10 protein-coding genes are annotated in these 17,446 nt (G+C 29.9%); all 10 read right to left on the reverse strand.

What is annotated here, in order from left to right; all coding sequences use genetic code 11:
- Nucleotides 1-10: 10 nt before the first annotated feature.
- The 10 genes from GEMHA0001_RS08385 to purD all read right to left on the reverse strand — a co-directional run bounded on the left by GEMHA0001_RS08385 (nucleotide 11) and on the right by purD (nucleotide 17,446).
- A complete protein-coding gene (locus GEMHA0001_RS08385) occupies nucleotides 11-1,270 on the reverse strand; it encodes an ABC transporter permease (protein ID WP_003145122.1) in 1,260 nt (419 codons plus the stop codon).
- A gap of 15 nt (nucleotides 1,271-1,285) precedes the next feature.
- Nucleotides 1,286-2,671 carry an ABC transporter permease gene (locus GEMHA0001_RS08390; RefSeq protein WP_003144920.1) on the reverse strand — a complete coding sequence of 462 codons (1,386 nt, stop codon included), beginning with the start codon at nucleotides 2,669-2,671 and terminating at the stop codon, nucleotides 1,286-1,288.
- Nucleotides 2,672-2,882: 211 nt separating this feature from the next.
- A complete protein-coding gene (locus tag GEMHA0001_RS08395) occupies nucleotides 2,883-3,812 on the reverse strand; it encodes a helix-turn-helix domain-containing protein (RefSeq protein ID WP_003145259.1) in 930 nt (309 codons plus the stop codon).
- A 933-nt stretch (nucleotides 3,813-4,745) separates the two neighbouring features.
- Nucleotides 4,746-7,247 (reverse strand): G5 domain-containing protein, encoded by a 2,502-nt coding sequence (locus GEMHA0001_RS08400; RefSeq protein WP_003145106.1) that lies wholly within the window; start codon nucleotides 7,245-7,247, stop codon nucleotides 4,746-4,748.
- A gap of 92 nt (nucleotides 7,248-7,339) precedes the next feature.
- Nucleotides 7,340-10,102, reverse strand: coding sequence for an SEC10/PgrA surface exclusion domain-containing protein (locus GEMHA0001_RS08405; protein WP_003145418.1), 2,763 nt, complete (start codon nucleotides 10,100-10,102; stop codon nucleotides 7,340-7,342).
- Between the two features lie 269 nt (nucleotides 10,103-10,371).
- On the reverse strand, nucleotides 10,372-11,298 hold the full coding sequence (locus tag GEMHA0001_RS08410) for a helix-turn-helix domain-containing protein (RefSeq protein ID WP_003145363.1): 927 nt from the start codon (nucleotides 11,296-11,298) through the stop codon (nucleotides 10,372-10,374).
- 301 nt (nucleotides 11,299-11,599) lie between these two features.
- On the reverse strand, nucleotides 11,600-12,886 hold the full coding sequence (locus tag GEMHA0001_RS08415) for an adenylosuccinate synthase (protein WP_003144875.1): 1,287 nt from the start codon (nucleotides 12,884-12,886) through the stop codon (nucleotides 11,600-11,602).
- A gap of 274 nt (nucleotides 12,887-13,160) precedes the next feature.
- Nucleotides 13,161-14,816 (reverse strand): formate--tetrahydrofolate ligase, encoded by a 1,656-nt coding sequence (locus tag GEMHA0001_RS08420; protein ID WP_003145133.1) that lies wholly within the window; start codon nucleotides 14,814-14,816, stop codon nucleotides 13,161-13,163.
- A 39-nt stretch (nucleotides 14,817-14,855) separates the two neighbouring features.
- Nucleotides 14,856-16,160: an adenylosuccinate lyase gene (gene purB, locus GEMHA0001_RS08425; RefSeq protein WP_003145347.1), complete on the reverse strand. Its 1,305-nt coding sequence runs from the start codon at nucleotides 16,158-16,160 to the stop codon at nucleotides 14,856-14,858.
- 50 nt (nucleotides 16,161-16,210) lie between these two features.
- Complete coding sequence (purD, locus tag GEMHA0001_RS08430) at nucleotides 16,211-17,446, reverse strand: phosphoribosylamine--glycine ligase (RefSeq protein ID WP_003145712.1); 1,236 nt, start codon at nucleotides 17,444-17,446, stop codon at nucleotides 16,211-16,213.

A 17,446-nucleotide genomic window follows, 5' to 3' on the forward strand; every position in this document is an offset into this window, starting at 1 on the left:
TTATTCCTCACTAATTAATATTCGTTAAAATTTTCTTCGGTTTCATCTTCAAGATTGGTAATAACGCCACAACTACCGAAATAATCACTATAGCTATCATTACTATAACTAGATTAACAATATCTATTCCATTAACAGATATCTTCATTAATTCATCAGCTATTGATTTTGGTAGTTCCTCAGAAAATATACTTCCCACATTGCTCGCTAAATACTTGATAGTCACTATCTCTATACCGAGTGCAATCATTAGACCAAATATTGTTACCAATATTACCTCAACTATAAATTGTAACACCAGGTTTACTTTACTAGTTCCTAACGACAGTAAAATCCCAATTTCGTAGGTTCTTTCACGAACCAAAAACATTAATATTAATGATAGTATAACTACTCCAACTACAACACTACCTATTCTTATCATATTAGTTATTTTCGTTATACTCTCTACTGATGATGTAACTAGCTCATAATTTTTATTTGATTTAGAGACCATTAAGTTATTTATTCCTAAATTCTCAACAGCTTTAATTACATCGTCTAACTTAGTCGGATCTTCAACTCCGTATTCTACTGAAGTTACTTTATTATTAGCTATTAAATTTGATAATTCTTGACTTGATTTATAATCCGTATAAACTGTATTTTCAATAAAATCTGAGCTTAAGCCATTAAAGGTATTAGTTTTATCACCAGAATAGATTCCAACAATTTCTAACTCTAATATTTTACCTTCTTGTGATAATTTAATTTTATCACCCAAATTAACATTATTTAATTCAGCAAATTTTTCGTGAATCATGATTTTATTTTTGTCATTTTCTTCAATATGTCTTCCCTTTTCCAATTTTAAAACTTCACTCTTAAAATCAATATTACTTTTAGAAGCGGTAATACCATTCATCATTACTAAATTACTTTTATTTTTCATTTCATCATTTAAAGTAATATTTTGATTTTCTTGAACTACCTTTTTCCCTTCAACAACAACTGGTTTAGAAAAAATATAATTTTTCGTACTTATTCCTTTTAATTCTTCAATTTTTTTCAAAGTATCCTTTTCTATTTCTTTATTGGATTTATCAGCACTTTCAATATTAAATCCAAAGTTAACATCTTTATATAAATTTTTAGAAATATTATTTACTGTAGTATTCAAAACACTACCACTTAATAAGAAAAATGATATTAGTGTCACTATTAAAAACAAAATACTACTTCTAACTTTTTTTCTAATAATATAAAGATATGCCCTATTAAAAATACTCATCGGCTTCTCCTTACATTAATTAATATCAGATAATAAATCTTTAGGTTTTCTATATGCTAATCTGCTAGATGCAATTCCTACAGCAATGACAATTATTGCAATACCAACAAGTACCACTGTTAGCATATTATCCATACTAACACTTACATCTAAAGCAGTAATAATTTTATTTGCTCCCTCTACTTCAGCATTAGCACCTAGATTAACTCCATTAGCTTGATTTGAAATAGTTTTACTTACAGATTTAATAGATTGTTGCAGTATCTGATTTCCTATATTTTGACTAATTGCACTTCCTACGAAATATGAAGCGATAAAGCTTGGAATACTAATTAATAGCACTTCTAGAATAAATTGTCCTATAATGCTCGCTTTAGTCATACCAATTGCTAAACTTACACCGATTTCTTTTCTTCTACTATTTATCCACAAGAATAATATTAGCGATAGAATCACTATACTAAAGACTATTGTACTTATGAATACACCATTAGTTAAACTATAAATTGTATCCAATGATTGTTGAAGAGCTGGGAAGTTCTGATTACTCTTAACTAACATATATTGTTTCCAATTAATAGGAAGCTTTTTAGCATCACTTATTATACTATCAACTTTGTCTTTTCCATCGACAAGGAATGTCGCATCTTGATAAATTTCTTTACCATCTTTGTAGTTATATAAAGTTTTTGTTGTTTGAGTATCAGCTATAAAAATATTATCATATAGTTCCATATGACTAGAAGTAGCACCTTTATTCTGACCCCCAAAAATACCAACTACAGTAACTTCAACCTCTTTATCAGATTTTTTCTCATTATCTGCGTCATTTGGATTACCTTTTAATTTGATCTTATCCCCAACTTTAATTTTATTCTTCTTAGCGAAACCTTCATGAATTAAAACAGAATTTTTATCATTATCAGTTAAATGGCGTCCCTCTTGTAATTTTAACGTCTCTGCAGAGAATCTATCATCCAATGAAGAATCATTAGTTCCAGTTACGATAACCGTCTTAGAGAAAAGTTGTCTTTGCTTGTTGTTTTTCTCTTCTTGCTGATGATTCGCAAGTTTTAAAGGCTCTAAATCAATTAGATCCGCACTTACATTCATTCTTTTGATATATTTCTTCACTCCTGGAAGATTTTTTATCTTCTCAATATCCTCACCTATTAAGTTACCTGCCCCCCTAGCAGTCCCTTGATTGGTCTTTCTATTTATCTCCATAGAAAAACTACTAGTAATATTTTGAAAAGTTTCTTTTGATAAAGTATCAGTTGATTTTTTAATTGATATAGTACTTAGAATTAATGATGACATAGTAGCTAATATTAAAAAAACAACTAATGATTTAAAACTTTTTCTGGTTATATATAACCATGCCTTTTTTAGAATCGACATTCTTTACACCTCTTTTATTTAATTTTTGTAAATAGTATTAATAACTATTATCACTTTATAATTATATGATAACGTTTTTACTTAAAATATAATTTATATTATTTAAATAGATAGTAAAACGTTTTAATTAATAATATAAATAAAAAATCCAAAACAATAAAATGATCACTTTAATGCTTTGAATTTTTATTCCATAGGATTTATTTAATTTTTAAAATTCAAAATCAATTCCCGTTTTATTTCTCTCATAGAACCATCTTACTAACTTTTCTCTAGTTAACTTATCTACTATCATATCATTTAAATCAATATGTACATCTAATAACCTTATGCACTTATTCGCAAGCTCAACACCTTCAGGTTTATTCAATTTAAGCTGCATTTGCGCCAGAATATAGTTGAATGAAGTTAAATGAAAAATAAAGTGGGTAAGATTAATATAATGAGTTTTCATTAAATCAATCGCCTTAATACAATATCTCTCTGCTTCTTCAACAAATCCTCTTCTAGATAACAAGGCAATCGCATTATTTAATATTAACAATGATCTTTCACTTCGTTCCGAAGAAAAAATATCATCTGCTTTTATTGGTTTAAGATTTTCATCGATTATACGACGTACAAAGTCATTAGAAAACTCTTCTTCAGTAGTAGTTCTTAATAGAAATGCTATAGAGAATAATTCATTAACATTATATACATCTAGTTTTTTAAGATGCTCTAATACAATTGCTCTATTTTCCCTTACAATTTGGGGACCATTCGTATCACTTAAAGCACTCAGACATTGTTCAATATGCAATCTACTATTAATAGGCACTTCCCCTTTTTCAAGAGTCCTAATAGCTAAACTTTTTATAGCTGAATAATTCCCTGAATTCTCTAGTTGTCTAGCTTCCTTTAGGAAACCAGTTTGCTCAGCCTCTATAAGTGGTAAATACTCTGAAAAATAATCATGGTAACCTATTCCAATATTTCTCAAAAGTTGCTCAAAAATCTCTAAAGATACACTTGTTTCATCTGCTTCAAATCTAATCAATGTTCTTACAGAAATTGCATCTCCCGCAGCATCTTTTAATTTGATGCCACGACCTTCTCTCATTTGTTTGAAGATCTTTCCATGCATTTTATTATCGTCCATTCAAGTATCCGTCTCCTTAAATAATCTCGTTAATATTATAACATAAATTAGGTAACTAATGTAGATATTATAAGCTTTTTTCTCATGTATTTAATTATATACTGTAATTTTGTTCACAATTTGTTCACATTTAAATAAATATAAAAAAGAGTAACCGACAACACAACACAACACGGTTACTCTTTTATTCTTGCCTATATTATTCTCCGTTAATAATTCTTTTTTATAAACTTCAAAATTAATACTTTTCTTACTATTATTATATTTTTTTACTTAATATTATTTATTTAGGTATATAATACTTTCTTTTCTTCAACTTTGTTAAATATAAATTCCTTTGAACAACTTTTTCAATTAAATTTAAAATATAATTTAACAAAATTATTTATTTATAAACTTCATTTCCTTTTCTATAAATAATTATTATAACAACTTTCCCCTAGAATATTCATGTTGACGAAAAAAACAACCAAAAGTGCCAACATCATATTTCATATTTTTATAGTAAATAATAAGTACGGACCTCTTATAGACATTTATTATTATAGCATATAATAATAATAAATATCATTTAGTGTTGAAATTGTCACTTTTTGAGATTAATTTTAACTACAAAATATAAAAAATGACTCCTGTGACACTTATTTTTAAAAAATCCTGAAAGTTCGTATTTCTATATATCTATTTTGATAAAATAAACAGATTACTTTTTAATATATGTAAATTACCATTATAGACCTGCTAATTTACATAAACAAAGCATCTTTTTGATAACTATTCACTTAGTATCTTTACTTTCTATTTTGTATTTATTGAGTACTTATTTCTTTATATCTAAATAAAAACCCCAAGGTATAAGTATATTATACCTCGAGGTTTAAATATTATTTCAATAAACATAGATTAAGATTTTAATCTTATATCCAACAATTACTAGTTTTGTTTATCTTTTCTTTTTAGTCTTGCAGCTACTGCTAAAGCTACTAATCCTGCCACAGTTGCCACACCTGTTTGACTTTCACCTGTATTAGGTAAAGTTTTTAATCCATTTGAATTAACTCTTGGACTTTGTAAATTAGATTGGTTATTTGATGAACCTGGAGCTTTGTCTCCTGGATTTGGCGTATCTCCTAGACCCGGTTTCGGATCTGGTTTTGGTTTATCCCCTGGAGCCGGTTTCGGATCTGGTTTTGGTCCATCTCCTGGAGCTGGTTTCGGATCTGCTATTGGTCCATCTCCTGGAGCTGGTTCTGGATTTGGTTTTGGTTTATCTCCTAGACCCGGTTTCGGATCTGGTTTTGGTTTATCTCCTGGACCTGGAATTGGTTTTGGTTTTGGTTCATTATTCTCTACTTTACTTCCTACAAGGATTATCTCTTTTATAGAATTTTTAATTATCCTTTCGCTTACCTGAGTAGTTAATTCTCCTGTCTCTTTATTTACTAATAAATATGATGAAATTTTTAATATTTCCCCATTCACACCAGATTGTAGTACTTTTCTCATACCTTTAGGTAATGTACTGTCTATTCTTTCTTCAGTATCGTATGCTACTCGAATAATTTCTTCTTTTGGTTTAGTCCCTAAAACTACTTTCCCGTCTTGAACATCTACATGAGTTTCTTTTATTGTGTTTATTTCTACTTTTCCTTCAGTAGGTTGTTCAAATAATTTATTATATAGATTTGCAAAATAATACTCTGCTTTATCCATCGGTGAGAATGCATCCTTGTATCTTTCATCTTCAGGATAAATTCTCTTTATATTTTCTGGAGAATTAGTATCAATGATATATCTTGGATAATCTTTACCAAATACACGTTTGAATATATATCTACCCAAATGTTCTGCAAATGCTTCTTCTTTATTTTCTGTAAAATATTTTGGATAAGGATTTGCATTTTTAAAATACTTATTATATACATCCTCGTATTCCTTACTATTTCGGAAACCTTGTACTTCTCTTCTAAGATATATTTCTGGAGATATTTCTTCCGAAGGACCGAATGCTAATACCTCTGGTAGATTAAAACCTCCACTATAATCGATTATATGACCAATTTCATGTAATAAAACAAACAACATTGTTATAGGTTGATTATGCTCTTTAGTATATTTAAGCCTTATACTTTCATTATATCCATTAGCCAATCCTTGTGGTTTATCTAATTTGTCTGCATGTGGAAGATCCTTATCTGTAACTATTAAATTAACAAGATTTTTTCTATACTCATATGGAATTTTTTCTATTCCTTCTTCAAATTTCTTTTTTATATCATCAGGAATATTTCCTTCATATCTTATATTTAATTTTTCTTTTGTTCCTTTAGAAGAATTAAATCGTCGAGTAATACTTTGAAATACTACCTCTCCTTCTTTGCTCAGCATTTCCTGATACTCATTTAATTTACCTAATTTACTTATGGCTAATTTAAATCTCAAATAATTCGCTTTTACATCAGCATACATCCCATCAGTGATTATATTCTTGGCAAAATAATTTCTAATATTCTCTTTTTCTAACTTATTATCTTTATTTATCATTGATAAATGGTTTGTAGTATTAAATTCTACAAGATAATTAAAGCTATTTGTTAGTAATAAATTATAAAAATCTTCATCTTTTTCTAATGAATAATCTCTCAAACCATCGATACTAGTTACTTTCCCTAGCGCTCCTTTTCTTAAAGCACTATTCTCTGGATCTAACATTTCTGGTGTTAGAATCGTAATATTTTGTTGAGAATCAACTAGTTTTAAAGTTGTATTTTCACTATGCACTAATTCTCTAGCACTAATTTTATCTGTAATATTCTGATTTTTGGGAACTGATACAAATAATTTATTTATTTGTATCTTATCACTTGGAAGTTCTTTAGACTCATCTTTTGAATATAAATTTTCATTAGAATATACATAGATATTAGAGTAAAGCGCTTTTTCTACATCTTTTCCTAAATCAAATTTTGGTGAAGTTACCACTTTGAATGTTGTTATTTTAGTTGTTTCTCCATCTTTAGCTTCTTTAACTACTTCTCTTGTTCCGAAATCCTTAGTATCATCAACAACATATTCTACTTTAGACTTTTCAATTTTTCTTTCAATTTGTGGCTTAGTTCCTAAAACTACTTCACTTTCAGTAGGTTCTTTTCTTTCAGCAATTTTATTACCATCTTTTTCGATAAGTTTAAGAGAACCATTTTCTCCTTTAGTTTTTAACTCTCTATAACCAACATCTTTTGTTTCATCAGCAGTATATTTAATAGGACTTTCTAGCGTCCTCTCTTCACTGATTACATCAGCAGCATATGTAATATTATTATGTTGATATATTGCTTCTCCTCCTGCTATTGCAAGAAATGTTACTACAGCAATTTTTGCAGAAAAAGTTCCAATTTTAGTTTTTCTTATAGAATATATATTATCTTTTTTCAACGTTTCTCTCCTAATTCTATTTTATAACGTATTTATTTAAATGTAGGATAGAGATTATTATCTCATATCCTACACTTATTGATTTTTACTATTTAGTTTCCTTTAGCTTTTTTTCTTAATCTTGCAGCTACTGCTAAAGCTACTAAGCCTGCTACAGTTGTCATACCATTTTCACTTTCACCTGTATTAGGTAAAGTTTTTAATCCATTTGAATTAACACTTGGACTTTGTAAGTTAGGTTGGTTATTTGATGAACCTGGAGCTTTATCTCCCGGATTTTTTCTTGGGTTATCTCCTAGGTTGCCACCAAGGTTATCTCCTGGGTTGTCTCCTGGTTTCTTAGTTCCTACTAATACTACTTCATCTACTACTTCTTCAAGTATCGTTTCTTGAGTTACTACATCTAACACTTTTCCATTTTCTGATAGTGTTATTGTTTTAATTGATTTACGACCTTTTTTACCTTTTACTTTAACGATACGTTTTCCTTCTTCTAATGTTGGATTGTTTTGTTCAATAGTTTTATAATTAACATCTTCTTCTTTTACTTCTTCTTTAATATCTATAAAAGGTTTTGGATCTATAGGTGGCTCTTGCTTACGTTCATTTGTATAGATTTCTAATAAACGATTATATTCTTTTTCTAAATCTTTTAATTCAGATATTAATTTTTGTAATTGATCATTTAATTTTGTTTGAGTTTGTAAAAGATTTGTCAGCTTATTCACTATATCTTGAAGTTGAGCTTTCACTTTAACTAGTTCTTTTTCATTTTCTGTAAGTTTAACTACTTTATCTTCCATATCTTTTTTCTTTTTATTTAAAGATTGGATTTTATCTATAATTTTGTTCAGATCTTCGTGTTTATCTTTAGAAGCTTTTAGAGCATCATCATATTCTTTTTGTGCTCTATTTGCATCAGCTTTAGCTTTGTTTAATTCATCATGTTTTTGTTTTTGAACATTTAAAGCATCTTTTAATGCTTTTTGTTTAGAATCTTGATCTGCTGTTGCATTTCTTAAATTTTCTTCAGCTTTTTGCTTTTCTTTTTCTACATCTTGTAAATCTTTTGCAGCTTTATTAAATCTATTTTGAGCATCTTGTGTTTTTTCTTTAATTTTGTTTAATTCATCAACTTTGTTTTGAGCGTCAGTAACGTCTTTAGTTGCTACATCTAGTGCTTTTTGAGCATCATTTAACGCTTTATTGGCAGTATCTAGATTTTTTTCTTTTTCGCGAATTTCAGCTTCAGTACTTATATGAATTAATTCTAAAGTATCTTTAGAATTCGCACTAAATTTTTCTTTCCAAATTTCTCTATCATGATGTGAATATTTATTAATACTTGCAATAGAAATTCTAAGTTGATCAAGGTTCAAAATAGCATATGAAGGATAACTCGTGATAGCAAATCCAACTGCCATCGTATCATCATCACTTAACAAATGCTTAGCATGACCGTAGTGTCCAGTCATATGAGCTTCATAATAAAATCCAAGTAAACTATCATGTAACTGATCAAATAAGTATCGTCTTGAAATATATCTATTATCTGTTATTTTAACAGGAATATAAGTTAGACTTTCAAACCTATTATACGTATTGCCATGATTATATTTATCAATACCAGCATGAAACGCTGCAGTATTCAATGCTTTATGATGGTGTTCTATTTTATTAAAATCCTCATCCATAGTAATTTTAGTAGCTTCACGAATAAATCTTTGAACATTTAAATTAACTTTTTGTGCCTGTTTACCAAACTGTTCACGAATTTGATTATTTAACATCGCTACATATTGTGAAAACATAATATTATCTTCTTCAGATAAATTCCTAATATCAACTTTTTCATCATCTTTATAGGATAAATCAGTTGATACTTTAGAACGTCCTTTTGACAATATTTCTTCTTCAATTTTAACCAACTCTTTCATTTTCGTAAGTCTAAAATCAAAATCATCAGAATCAAAAAATTCTTTAAGTCCTGCTACAAATCTAGAATCTAGGCTTGCATTCATTTTAATTCCTTTTATACCAAATGGATATTTAGCTTTTTCTAAATCTAAAGCTATATCTTGCAACATACGTTTTGCATCTGAGAGCTCTCCAGATTTTGTCACTTTTATTTCTTTTTCCGTATTTAAATCATTATTAGCGTCTACTTTACTTGCTGCTAATTTTCTATCATGTTCTTTAGCTTGATCTAATTCTATTTGTGCTCTGTTTTTTTTATTCTGATTTTCATTAACAATTTTCTCAGCTTCTGTAAATTTCTTTTTCGCTATATCTTTTTGAGCAGGATCAAATGCTTTTTTCTTAAGATCCACATTTTTATCAGCTTCATCTGCTGCTTTTTGAGCATCTTTAACTTTTTCATCTGCAGCATTTTTAGTACTTAGTTTAGCCGTTTTATCTTTTTGTGCTTGGTCAAATTCTTGCTCTTTAGTAGCTTTATCTGTTTCAGCTTTTTTTATATCATTTTTCACACCTTCAATTACATCTGGTGTTATTTTTTTACCTTCATCAATATCTTTTACTAAAGAATCGACTTTTTTTTCTAATTCATTTTTTTCATTCTGAGAATTTGTAACTTCATTTTTATTAACATCTACTTCTTTAGTTTTATTATCGATTTCGACTTTTTTGTCATCTACTTTTTTCTTTTCATCTAATACTTGTGCATCAGAGACAGTATATGTTTTATCTTGTTTAACAGTTGTTTCCACAGGGACATCCGCTGCTTGAGCTTGTGACCCAGTGTAACTAGCTCCTACTATCGTTAAACCTAATAATACCGAGGCTGTTCCGATTTTATTTTTTCTTAAAGAAAATCTTTGCTTTCTTTTTATCATAATTAATTTCCTCCATAAAAATATGTAAACAATCACTTTATAAAGATAATTTTATCATATAATATTGAGGTTAACATAAATCATGAAAAAATCGTCACATCACTGAATATAAACTTCATATTTTACTCATTTATCTTCTCAATATGACAAATATGTCCTCTGAATTTTTTACAGTACACATTATTATCAGTTACCTAAAAACATAAAAAAAGAAACTAATTCGCTTATAGCAAATCAATTTCTTAAAAAATCTGTTTTTTTATTTATTTTTAAAATTCTATGTCTAAACCTGTTTTATTTACTTCATAAAAATTTTTATAAGCGGCGTCTCTTAACCTTTTATGATAAGCATCACCAGTAATTTCCGCAACAATATTTTTATATTTTAAAACCTTATTAGCAAGATCAATACCTTCTTTTTTATTTTGGCGTAAATATACTGTAGCTAAAATTCTCAGTACTTCTACATAAAAATTCGTTTTTTCTATTAAAAAGAATTGTTCATCAAAAACTTCAATTGCCTCCTTACATCTTTTTTCAACTAATTCATAATAACCATTTCTTGATAAAAATGCTAACGATCCAATTAATAAATTACAATATGCACTACCAACATATTGACTCAGATAATTCCTGACAGGAATATTTTGTAAACACTCTACAATAATTCTATCGATATATTCAATAGAATACTCTTCTCGTGAGGAGTATCCTATTAAAAAGTTAAGTCCGATTATTTCATTCCAACCTAATTTATTAGTTGACTCAATTATCTCCCTAATTATTCTCTTATTATCAGATATTTCTCTATCCTCTTCTCTCCAATTTGATGCATGTATAATCGATAAAATATCTATTCTTTTTGATAGTCCAATTTTATTTTTCTTTAGTTCCTTTTTACATTCATTTACTATCTTTGATTGAGAACCAGATTGCACATATCCACTAAGTTTTTTCGAAAATTCAGAATTTTCTATATAGGCATTGTCAAAATAATATACTAAATAATCCAGAAACCCTATACCACAATTTTCCAATAATTTCTCAAAAACTGCAATTGAAATACTAGTTTCATCAGCTTCAAAGCGCATTAATGTTCTCGTAGAGATTACATCGCCTGCGACATCTTTTAACTTATACCCTCTCTCCTCTCTAAGTTTTTTAAAAATACTTCCATGCAAATTCTTTTCATCCATTTCTTATCTCCTAAATTTTAATATTAAGAATAATTTATAACTATTTTTTTCTACAAATAAATACATTAAAGATTATTAAAATAGTCTTTTCACATATATTTTACCATTTAATTAATACTTATTTTAATTACGTGACAAATACGTCATATTCTAATCTATTTTCTCTATATCTATAAAAATAACTACACTACGTGACATTTTCGTCACCTTTTTTTTTGTATTTTTCAATATAATTTTTACAAAAATAAACTTCGAGGTATAGTATAATTACCTCAAAGTCTACTTATCATTTCATTTTATTTTAATTCCATAAATCTTCTAGTAAGTGAGTTTGTGTTCTGTCTGGTCCTGTAGAGAATACAGAGATTTTAACACCTACTAATTCTTCGATTTTTTCTAAATATTTTCTTGCGTTATCAGGAAGCTCATCGAGTGATTTTACACCTGTAATGTCTTCATCGAATCCTGGTAATGTTTCATAGATTGGCTTACAATCTTTAATGATGTTTTCATTAGCTGGATATTCAGTTAAGATTTCACCTTTATAATCGTATGCTGTACAGATTTTAATTTCTTTAAGACCTGAAAGTACATCTAGACAGTTAACTGACAAATTAGTCATTCCAGATACACGAGCTGAGTGACGCATTACTACGGTATCAAACCATCCAATACGACGTGGACGTTTTGTTACAGTTCCGTATTCGTGTCCAATTTCACGAATTCTAGAACCAATTTCATCGAATAATTCTGTTGGGAATGGACCATCTCCTACACGTGATGTATAAGCTTTTGAAATACCTAATACTTTAAGTCCGTTTGTTGGAACAAATCCGTTACCTACAGTGATTCCTCCAGCAGATGGGTTAGATGATGTAACATATGGATATGTACCGTGGTCGATATCTAACATTACCCCTTGTGCACCTTCGAATAAGATGTTTTTATTTTCATTTTGTGCATCTTCTAATACTTTAGAAGTGTCTGTAACATATTGAGCTAATTGTTTTCCATATTCGAAATACTCATTGAAGATTTCTTCTACTGTGAATCCTTCAGTTTCATAAATTTTTTCGAATAATTCATTTTTTTCTTTCAGATTTTGTTCTAATTTTTTCTTGAATAGATCAGCATCTAATAAATCAGCGATACGGATACCGCAACGTTTGTATTTATCTACATAACATGGTCCGATACCTTTTTTAGTTGTACCAATTTTGTTTTCACCACGACGAGCTTCTTCAACCTCATCAAGTTTTAAGTGGTATGGTAATACTACATGTGCTCTGTTAGAGATTCTTAATCCATTACAAGTAACTCCACTTTCCTTTAGTCTATCGATCTCACCACAAATCCATTTAGGATCTACTACAAGACCATTACCGATAATTGAAAGTTTCTCTTCATTAAAAATTCCAGATGGGATTAATTGAAGTTTGTAAGTTTTTCCATCAAACTTAATAGTATGTCCTGCGTTGTTACCCCCTTGATAACGAGCAATTACATCAGCACGTTCTGCTAAAAAGTCGGTAATTTTACCTTTACCTTCATCTCCCCATTGTGAACCTACTACTACGATTATTGACATAAATTACGCCTCCTGAAAGCAATTATTTTTTCCATTAATAATTATATCACAAATACAGACGTTTACAACCGTTTTTTATAAAAAACTCAAAATTATCGGACAATTTAATCTATTTTCACAGTTCATACACTTTTATGCGTTTTCATTAAAGACAATTATCAACTATATCAAATATTTAATACTAAACATAAATACAAAAAATAACCTGAGAATCAGTTTATACTAATTCTCAAGTTACTTATTCTTTTAATTTTAATCTGTCATATATTTTATATTAGAAGATTCCAACTATTGTTTCTGTTTCTTCATCAATATCTATATTTAAAGCACTTGGTACTTTTGGAAGTCCTGGCATTGTTAACACCTTGTTCGCATAAGCTACTACGAATCCAGCACCACTACGTAGTTTAACATCGTTGATAGTAATATTAAATCCTGTAGGACGACCTTTGATCTTCGCATTATCTGTTAATGAAGCTGGTGTTTTTGCCATACATACTGGTAAATGCTTGAATCCAAGACTTTCGATTCTTTCGATTTCAGCTTTAGCTTCATCAGAGAAGTTAACTCCATCAGCTCCATAAATCTCACGACATACTGTTTCGATTTTTTCAGTAATTGAAGCTTCATCTTTGTATAATAATTGTAGTTCTTTGTCATTTCCTTCAACAGCTTTTACTACTTTTTCTGCTAGGTCTACTCCACCAAGTCCACCTTTTTCCCATACTTCTGTACGAGAGAATTCTACGCCTTGTTCTTTAGCCCAGTTTTCTAGGAATGCTAATTCTTTTTCTGTATCAGTAACAAAGACATTTAGAGCTACCACTATCGGTAAATTGAATTTACGTAAGTTTTCGATGTGTTTTTCTAAGTTTTGAACACCTTTAGCTAATGCTTCTAAGTTTTCTTCTTTTAGATCTTTTTCTTCAATGTCACCGTGTAGTTTTAATGCTTTAACTGTTGCTACTACTACAGCTGCCTTTGGTTTAAGACCCGCCTTACGACATTTAATGTTTAAGAATTTCTCAGCTCCTAGGTCAGCTCCAAATCCTGCTTCTGTAATTACGTAATCAGCAAATTTTAAAGCTGTTTTTGTAGCTAAGATTGAATTACATCCGTGCGCAATATTTGCGAATGGTCCACCGTGAATAATCGCTGGGTTGTTCTCTAATGTTTGAACAATATTCGGTTTAATTGCATCTTTTAATAATGAAGTTATTACACCTTCAATTTTCAAATCTTTTAGGTAAACTGGTTCACCTTTTTTATTATAAGCTACAAGGATATTGCTTAATTTTTCTTTAAGATCAGCAATTCCTTCTGACAGACATAGAATAGCCATTACTTCACTAGCTACAGTAATATCAAAACCATCAAGGCGTTCTAGGTCTGTTCCTGCATTTACTTTAATATGACGTAAATCACGAGCGTTCATATCCATAACACGGTTAAAAACGATTTTATCTATTTCTAATTCGTTTCCTTGGAATACGTGGTTATTTACTAATACTGCGATTGCATTGTGAGCTGTAGTAATAGCGTGCATATCTCCAGTAAAGTGAAGGTTTATATCTTCCATCGGTACTACTTGAGCATATCCTCCACCAGCTGCTCCACCTTTTCTTCCTAATACAGGACCTAAAGATGGTTCACGTAGTGCTACACAAGATTTTTTCCCGATTCTATTTAATCCATCAGATAAACCGATAGTTACAGTACTTTTCCCTTCTCCACTTGATGTTGGATTAATAGATGTAACTAATACTAGTTTTGCATCGTCATTAATGTCTTTTTTAATATTTTTTGTTTGGATTTTTGCTTTGTGATTTCCGTATAATATTAAATCTTCTTCTTTTATCCCTAATTTACCTGCTACTTCAGCAATATGTTTCTTTTCACATTCGTTTGAAATTTGAAAGTCTGACTTCATTTAATCTACCTCTTTTCTTTGAGTTTTATTTTATTATTTTTAATCTTCCAATCCTGGAATACGTTTGTATATTTTGTCAATATTTACAAGGTGTACATTTAAATCGAAACAACTATCTAGTACTTCTTTAGAGACTGTATTTTTAATAGTTTCATTTTCTTCTAGAAGTTGTCTAAATGGAATACCTTCGAACCATGATTTCATCGCTAATGGTTGTACTAAATCGTACGCTTCTTCACGAGAGAATGAGTATTTTTCAATAAGGTTACTCATAGTTCTTTGAGCGAAAATTACACCATTAGTAGCATAAATATTTTTAATCATGTTGTCTGTAAATACTGTTAGATTTTTCACAACATTAGTAAATCTATTTAACATGTAGTCTAATAATGTTGTTGCATCATTACTTAAGATTCTTTCTGCACTTGAGTGAGAAATGTCACGTTCATGCCATAATGGAATATTCTCGTAAGCTGCAAACATATATCCACGCATGATTCTAGCGCATCCTGCCATGTTTTCACTTGAGATTGGATTACGTTTGTGAGGCATTGCACTTGAACCTTTTTGATTTTTCGAGAAGAATTCTTCTGCTTCTCTTACTTCTGTACGTTGTAAGTGACGAATCTCTACTCCGATTTTTTCGATTGAACTTGCGATTAATGCTAAAGTTGCATAGTAATCTGCGTGTCTATCACGTTGTAAAGTTTGTGTAGAAATATTACTTGATTCAATTCCTAATTTTGCACAAACATAGTCTTGAACTTCTGGTGGTGTATTTGAGAATGTACCTACAGCTCCAGAGATTTTACCTACTTCAATAATTTTTCTTACTTCGTTAAAACGTTTGATATGACGATTGAACTCATCATAATAAAGAGCGAATTTTAATCCAAAGCTACTAATATCAGCGTGCACTCCGTGAGTACGTCCGATACAAGGTGTGAATTTATATTGTAATGCTTTTTCTTTTAATACTTCTTGGAAATTTAATAAATCTCTGTAAAGGATATCGTTAGCTTGTTTATATAAATATCCATAAGCAGTATCAACAACATCAGTAGATGTTAATCCATAGTGCACCCATTTTTTCTCATCACCTAGATAACTAGAAACATTACGAGTGAAAGCTACTATATCATGTTTTGTTTCTTTTTCTAATTCTAAAATTCCTGGTAGGTCAAATTTTGCATTAGCGAATAATTTTTCAACATCTTCTTTTGGTACAACTCCTAATGTACTCCAAGCTTCTGTCGCATAAAGTTCTACTTCTAAATATGCTTTAAAACGATTCTCATCGCTAAAGATATTACGCATTTCTTCTCTACTATATCTTTCAATCATTGCAATAATCTCCTGATGTTTTTTTATTTCAATCGATCTATCTCAAAATACTATAATGACAAATGACCGATGTCTTTTCTGTAAAATAGTTCTTCACATTCTATTTTTACTATCTCATTATACACTTTTTCATATGCTTCTTGCAAGCTCTTTCCTTGTGCACAGACTAATAATACACGACCACCATTTATTACTATATCATCACCTACACGCTTAGTTCCCATATGGAATACTGGTGTAGATACTTTATCTAAGCCTTGTATTACAGCACCTTTTTCACTGTGTTCAGGGTACCCTTTCGCTGCCATTACGACACCAATAAAGGCATCTTTACTCCATTTTAACTCTACTTCTTTACCGTCGATAATATTATTAGCTATTTCATATAAACTACTTTCTAATGATAATAGTAATATCTCACTCTCTGGATCTCCAAAACGAACGTTAAATTCAATAGTTTTCACACCGTCATGACATTTCATAAGACCGGCATATAATATACCGTAAAATGGCATTCCTTCATCACTCATTGCATCGACCATAGGTTGAACTACATTTCTAACACCTTCGTCAATATCTTCTTGAGTGATTTTCTTAAGTGGAAGATACGCTCCCATACCACCTGTGTTTAACCCTTCATCGTTATCGAATGCACGTTTGTGGTCTTGTGCAATCTCCATTGGATAAATTTTTCTATCAGAGACAAAGCACATAAGTGAGAATTCTTCCCCTTGAAGAAATTCTTCAATAACAACACTAGAACCAGCTTTATTGAATTTAGCATTGCACATCATTTCCTTAAGTTCAGCTTGTGCTTCTTCTAGAGTGTTTGCTATTATTACTCCTTTACCTGCAGCTAAGCCATCTGCTTTAAGAACGATAGGAGCTTTTTGCTTGCTTAAGTACTCTTTAGCTTGTTCATAATCATTGAAACTTTCATATTTTGCAGTTGGAATATTATATTTTCTCATCATCATTTTTGAGAATACTTTACTTCCTTCTAGTTGTGCTGCAAGCTCAGATGGTCCAAAAGCACGGACACCTTCTTTTTGTAATTCATCTACTAGACCATTAACTAATGGCACTTCCGGTCCAACGAAAACAAGATCGATACCATTTGTTTTTGCGTAGCCTGGTATTTGGTCTTCTGTTAATGCTACACATACTCCAAATTTTTCGACTGCAGGATTAACACCTGCCATATGTACTTCGTGACCTTCTTTATGGAATTTATAAGCGATAGCGTGCTCTCTACCGCCGCTTCCTACTACTAATACTTTAGCCAT

The organism is Gemella haemolysans ATCC 10379 (assembly GCF_000173915.1).
GTDB lineage: Bacteria > Bacillota > Bacilli > Staphylococcales > Gemellaceae > Gemella > Gemella haemolysans.

Excerpts from the sequence above, each read along its gene's own strand:
- GEMHA0001_RS08385 (WP_003145122.1), bottom strand. The coding sequence starts at position 1,270 with ATGAGTATTTTTAATAGGGCATATCTTTATATTATTAGAAAAAAAGTT.
- GEMHA0001_RS08390 (WP_003144920.1), bottom strand. The coding sequence starts at position 2,671 with ATGTCGATTCTAAAAAAGGCATGGTTATATATAACCAGAAAAAGTTTT.
- GEMHA0001_RS08395 (WP_003145259.1), bottom strand. The coding sequence starts at position 3,812 with ATGGACGATAATAAAATGCATGGAAAGATCTTCAAACAAATGAGAGAA.
- GEMHA0001_RS08405 (WP_003145418.1), bottom strand. The coding sequence starts at position 10,102 with ATGATAAAAAGAAAGCAAAGATTTTCTTTAAGAAAAAATAAAATCGGA.
- GEMHA0001_RS08410 (WP_003145363.1), bottom strand. The coding sequence starts at position 11,298 with ATGGATGAAAAGAATTTGCATGGAAGTATTTTTAAAAAACTTAGAGAG.
- GEMHA0001_RS08415 (WP_003144875.1), bottom strand. The coding sequence starts at position 12,886 with ATGTCAATAATCGTAGTAGTAGGTTCACAATGGGGAGATGAAGGTAAA.
- GEMHA0001_RS08420 (WP_003145133.1), bottom strand. The coding sequence starts at position 14,816 with ATGAAGTCAGACTTTCAAATTTCAAACGAATGTGAAAAGAAACATATT.
- purB (WP_003145347.1), bottom strand. The coding sequence starts at position 16,160 with ATGATTGAAAGATATAGTAGAGAAGAAATGCGTAATATCTTTAGCGAT.
- purD (WP_003145712.1), bottom strand. The coding sequence starts at position 17,446 with ATGGCTAAAGTATTAGTAGTAGGAAGCGGCGGTAGAGAGCACGCTATC.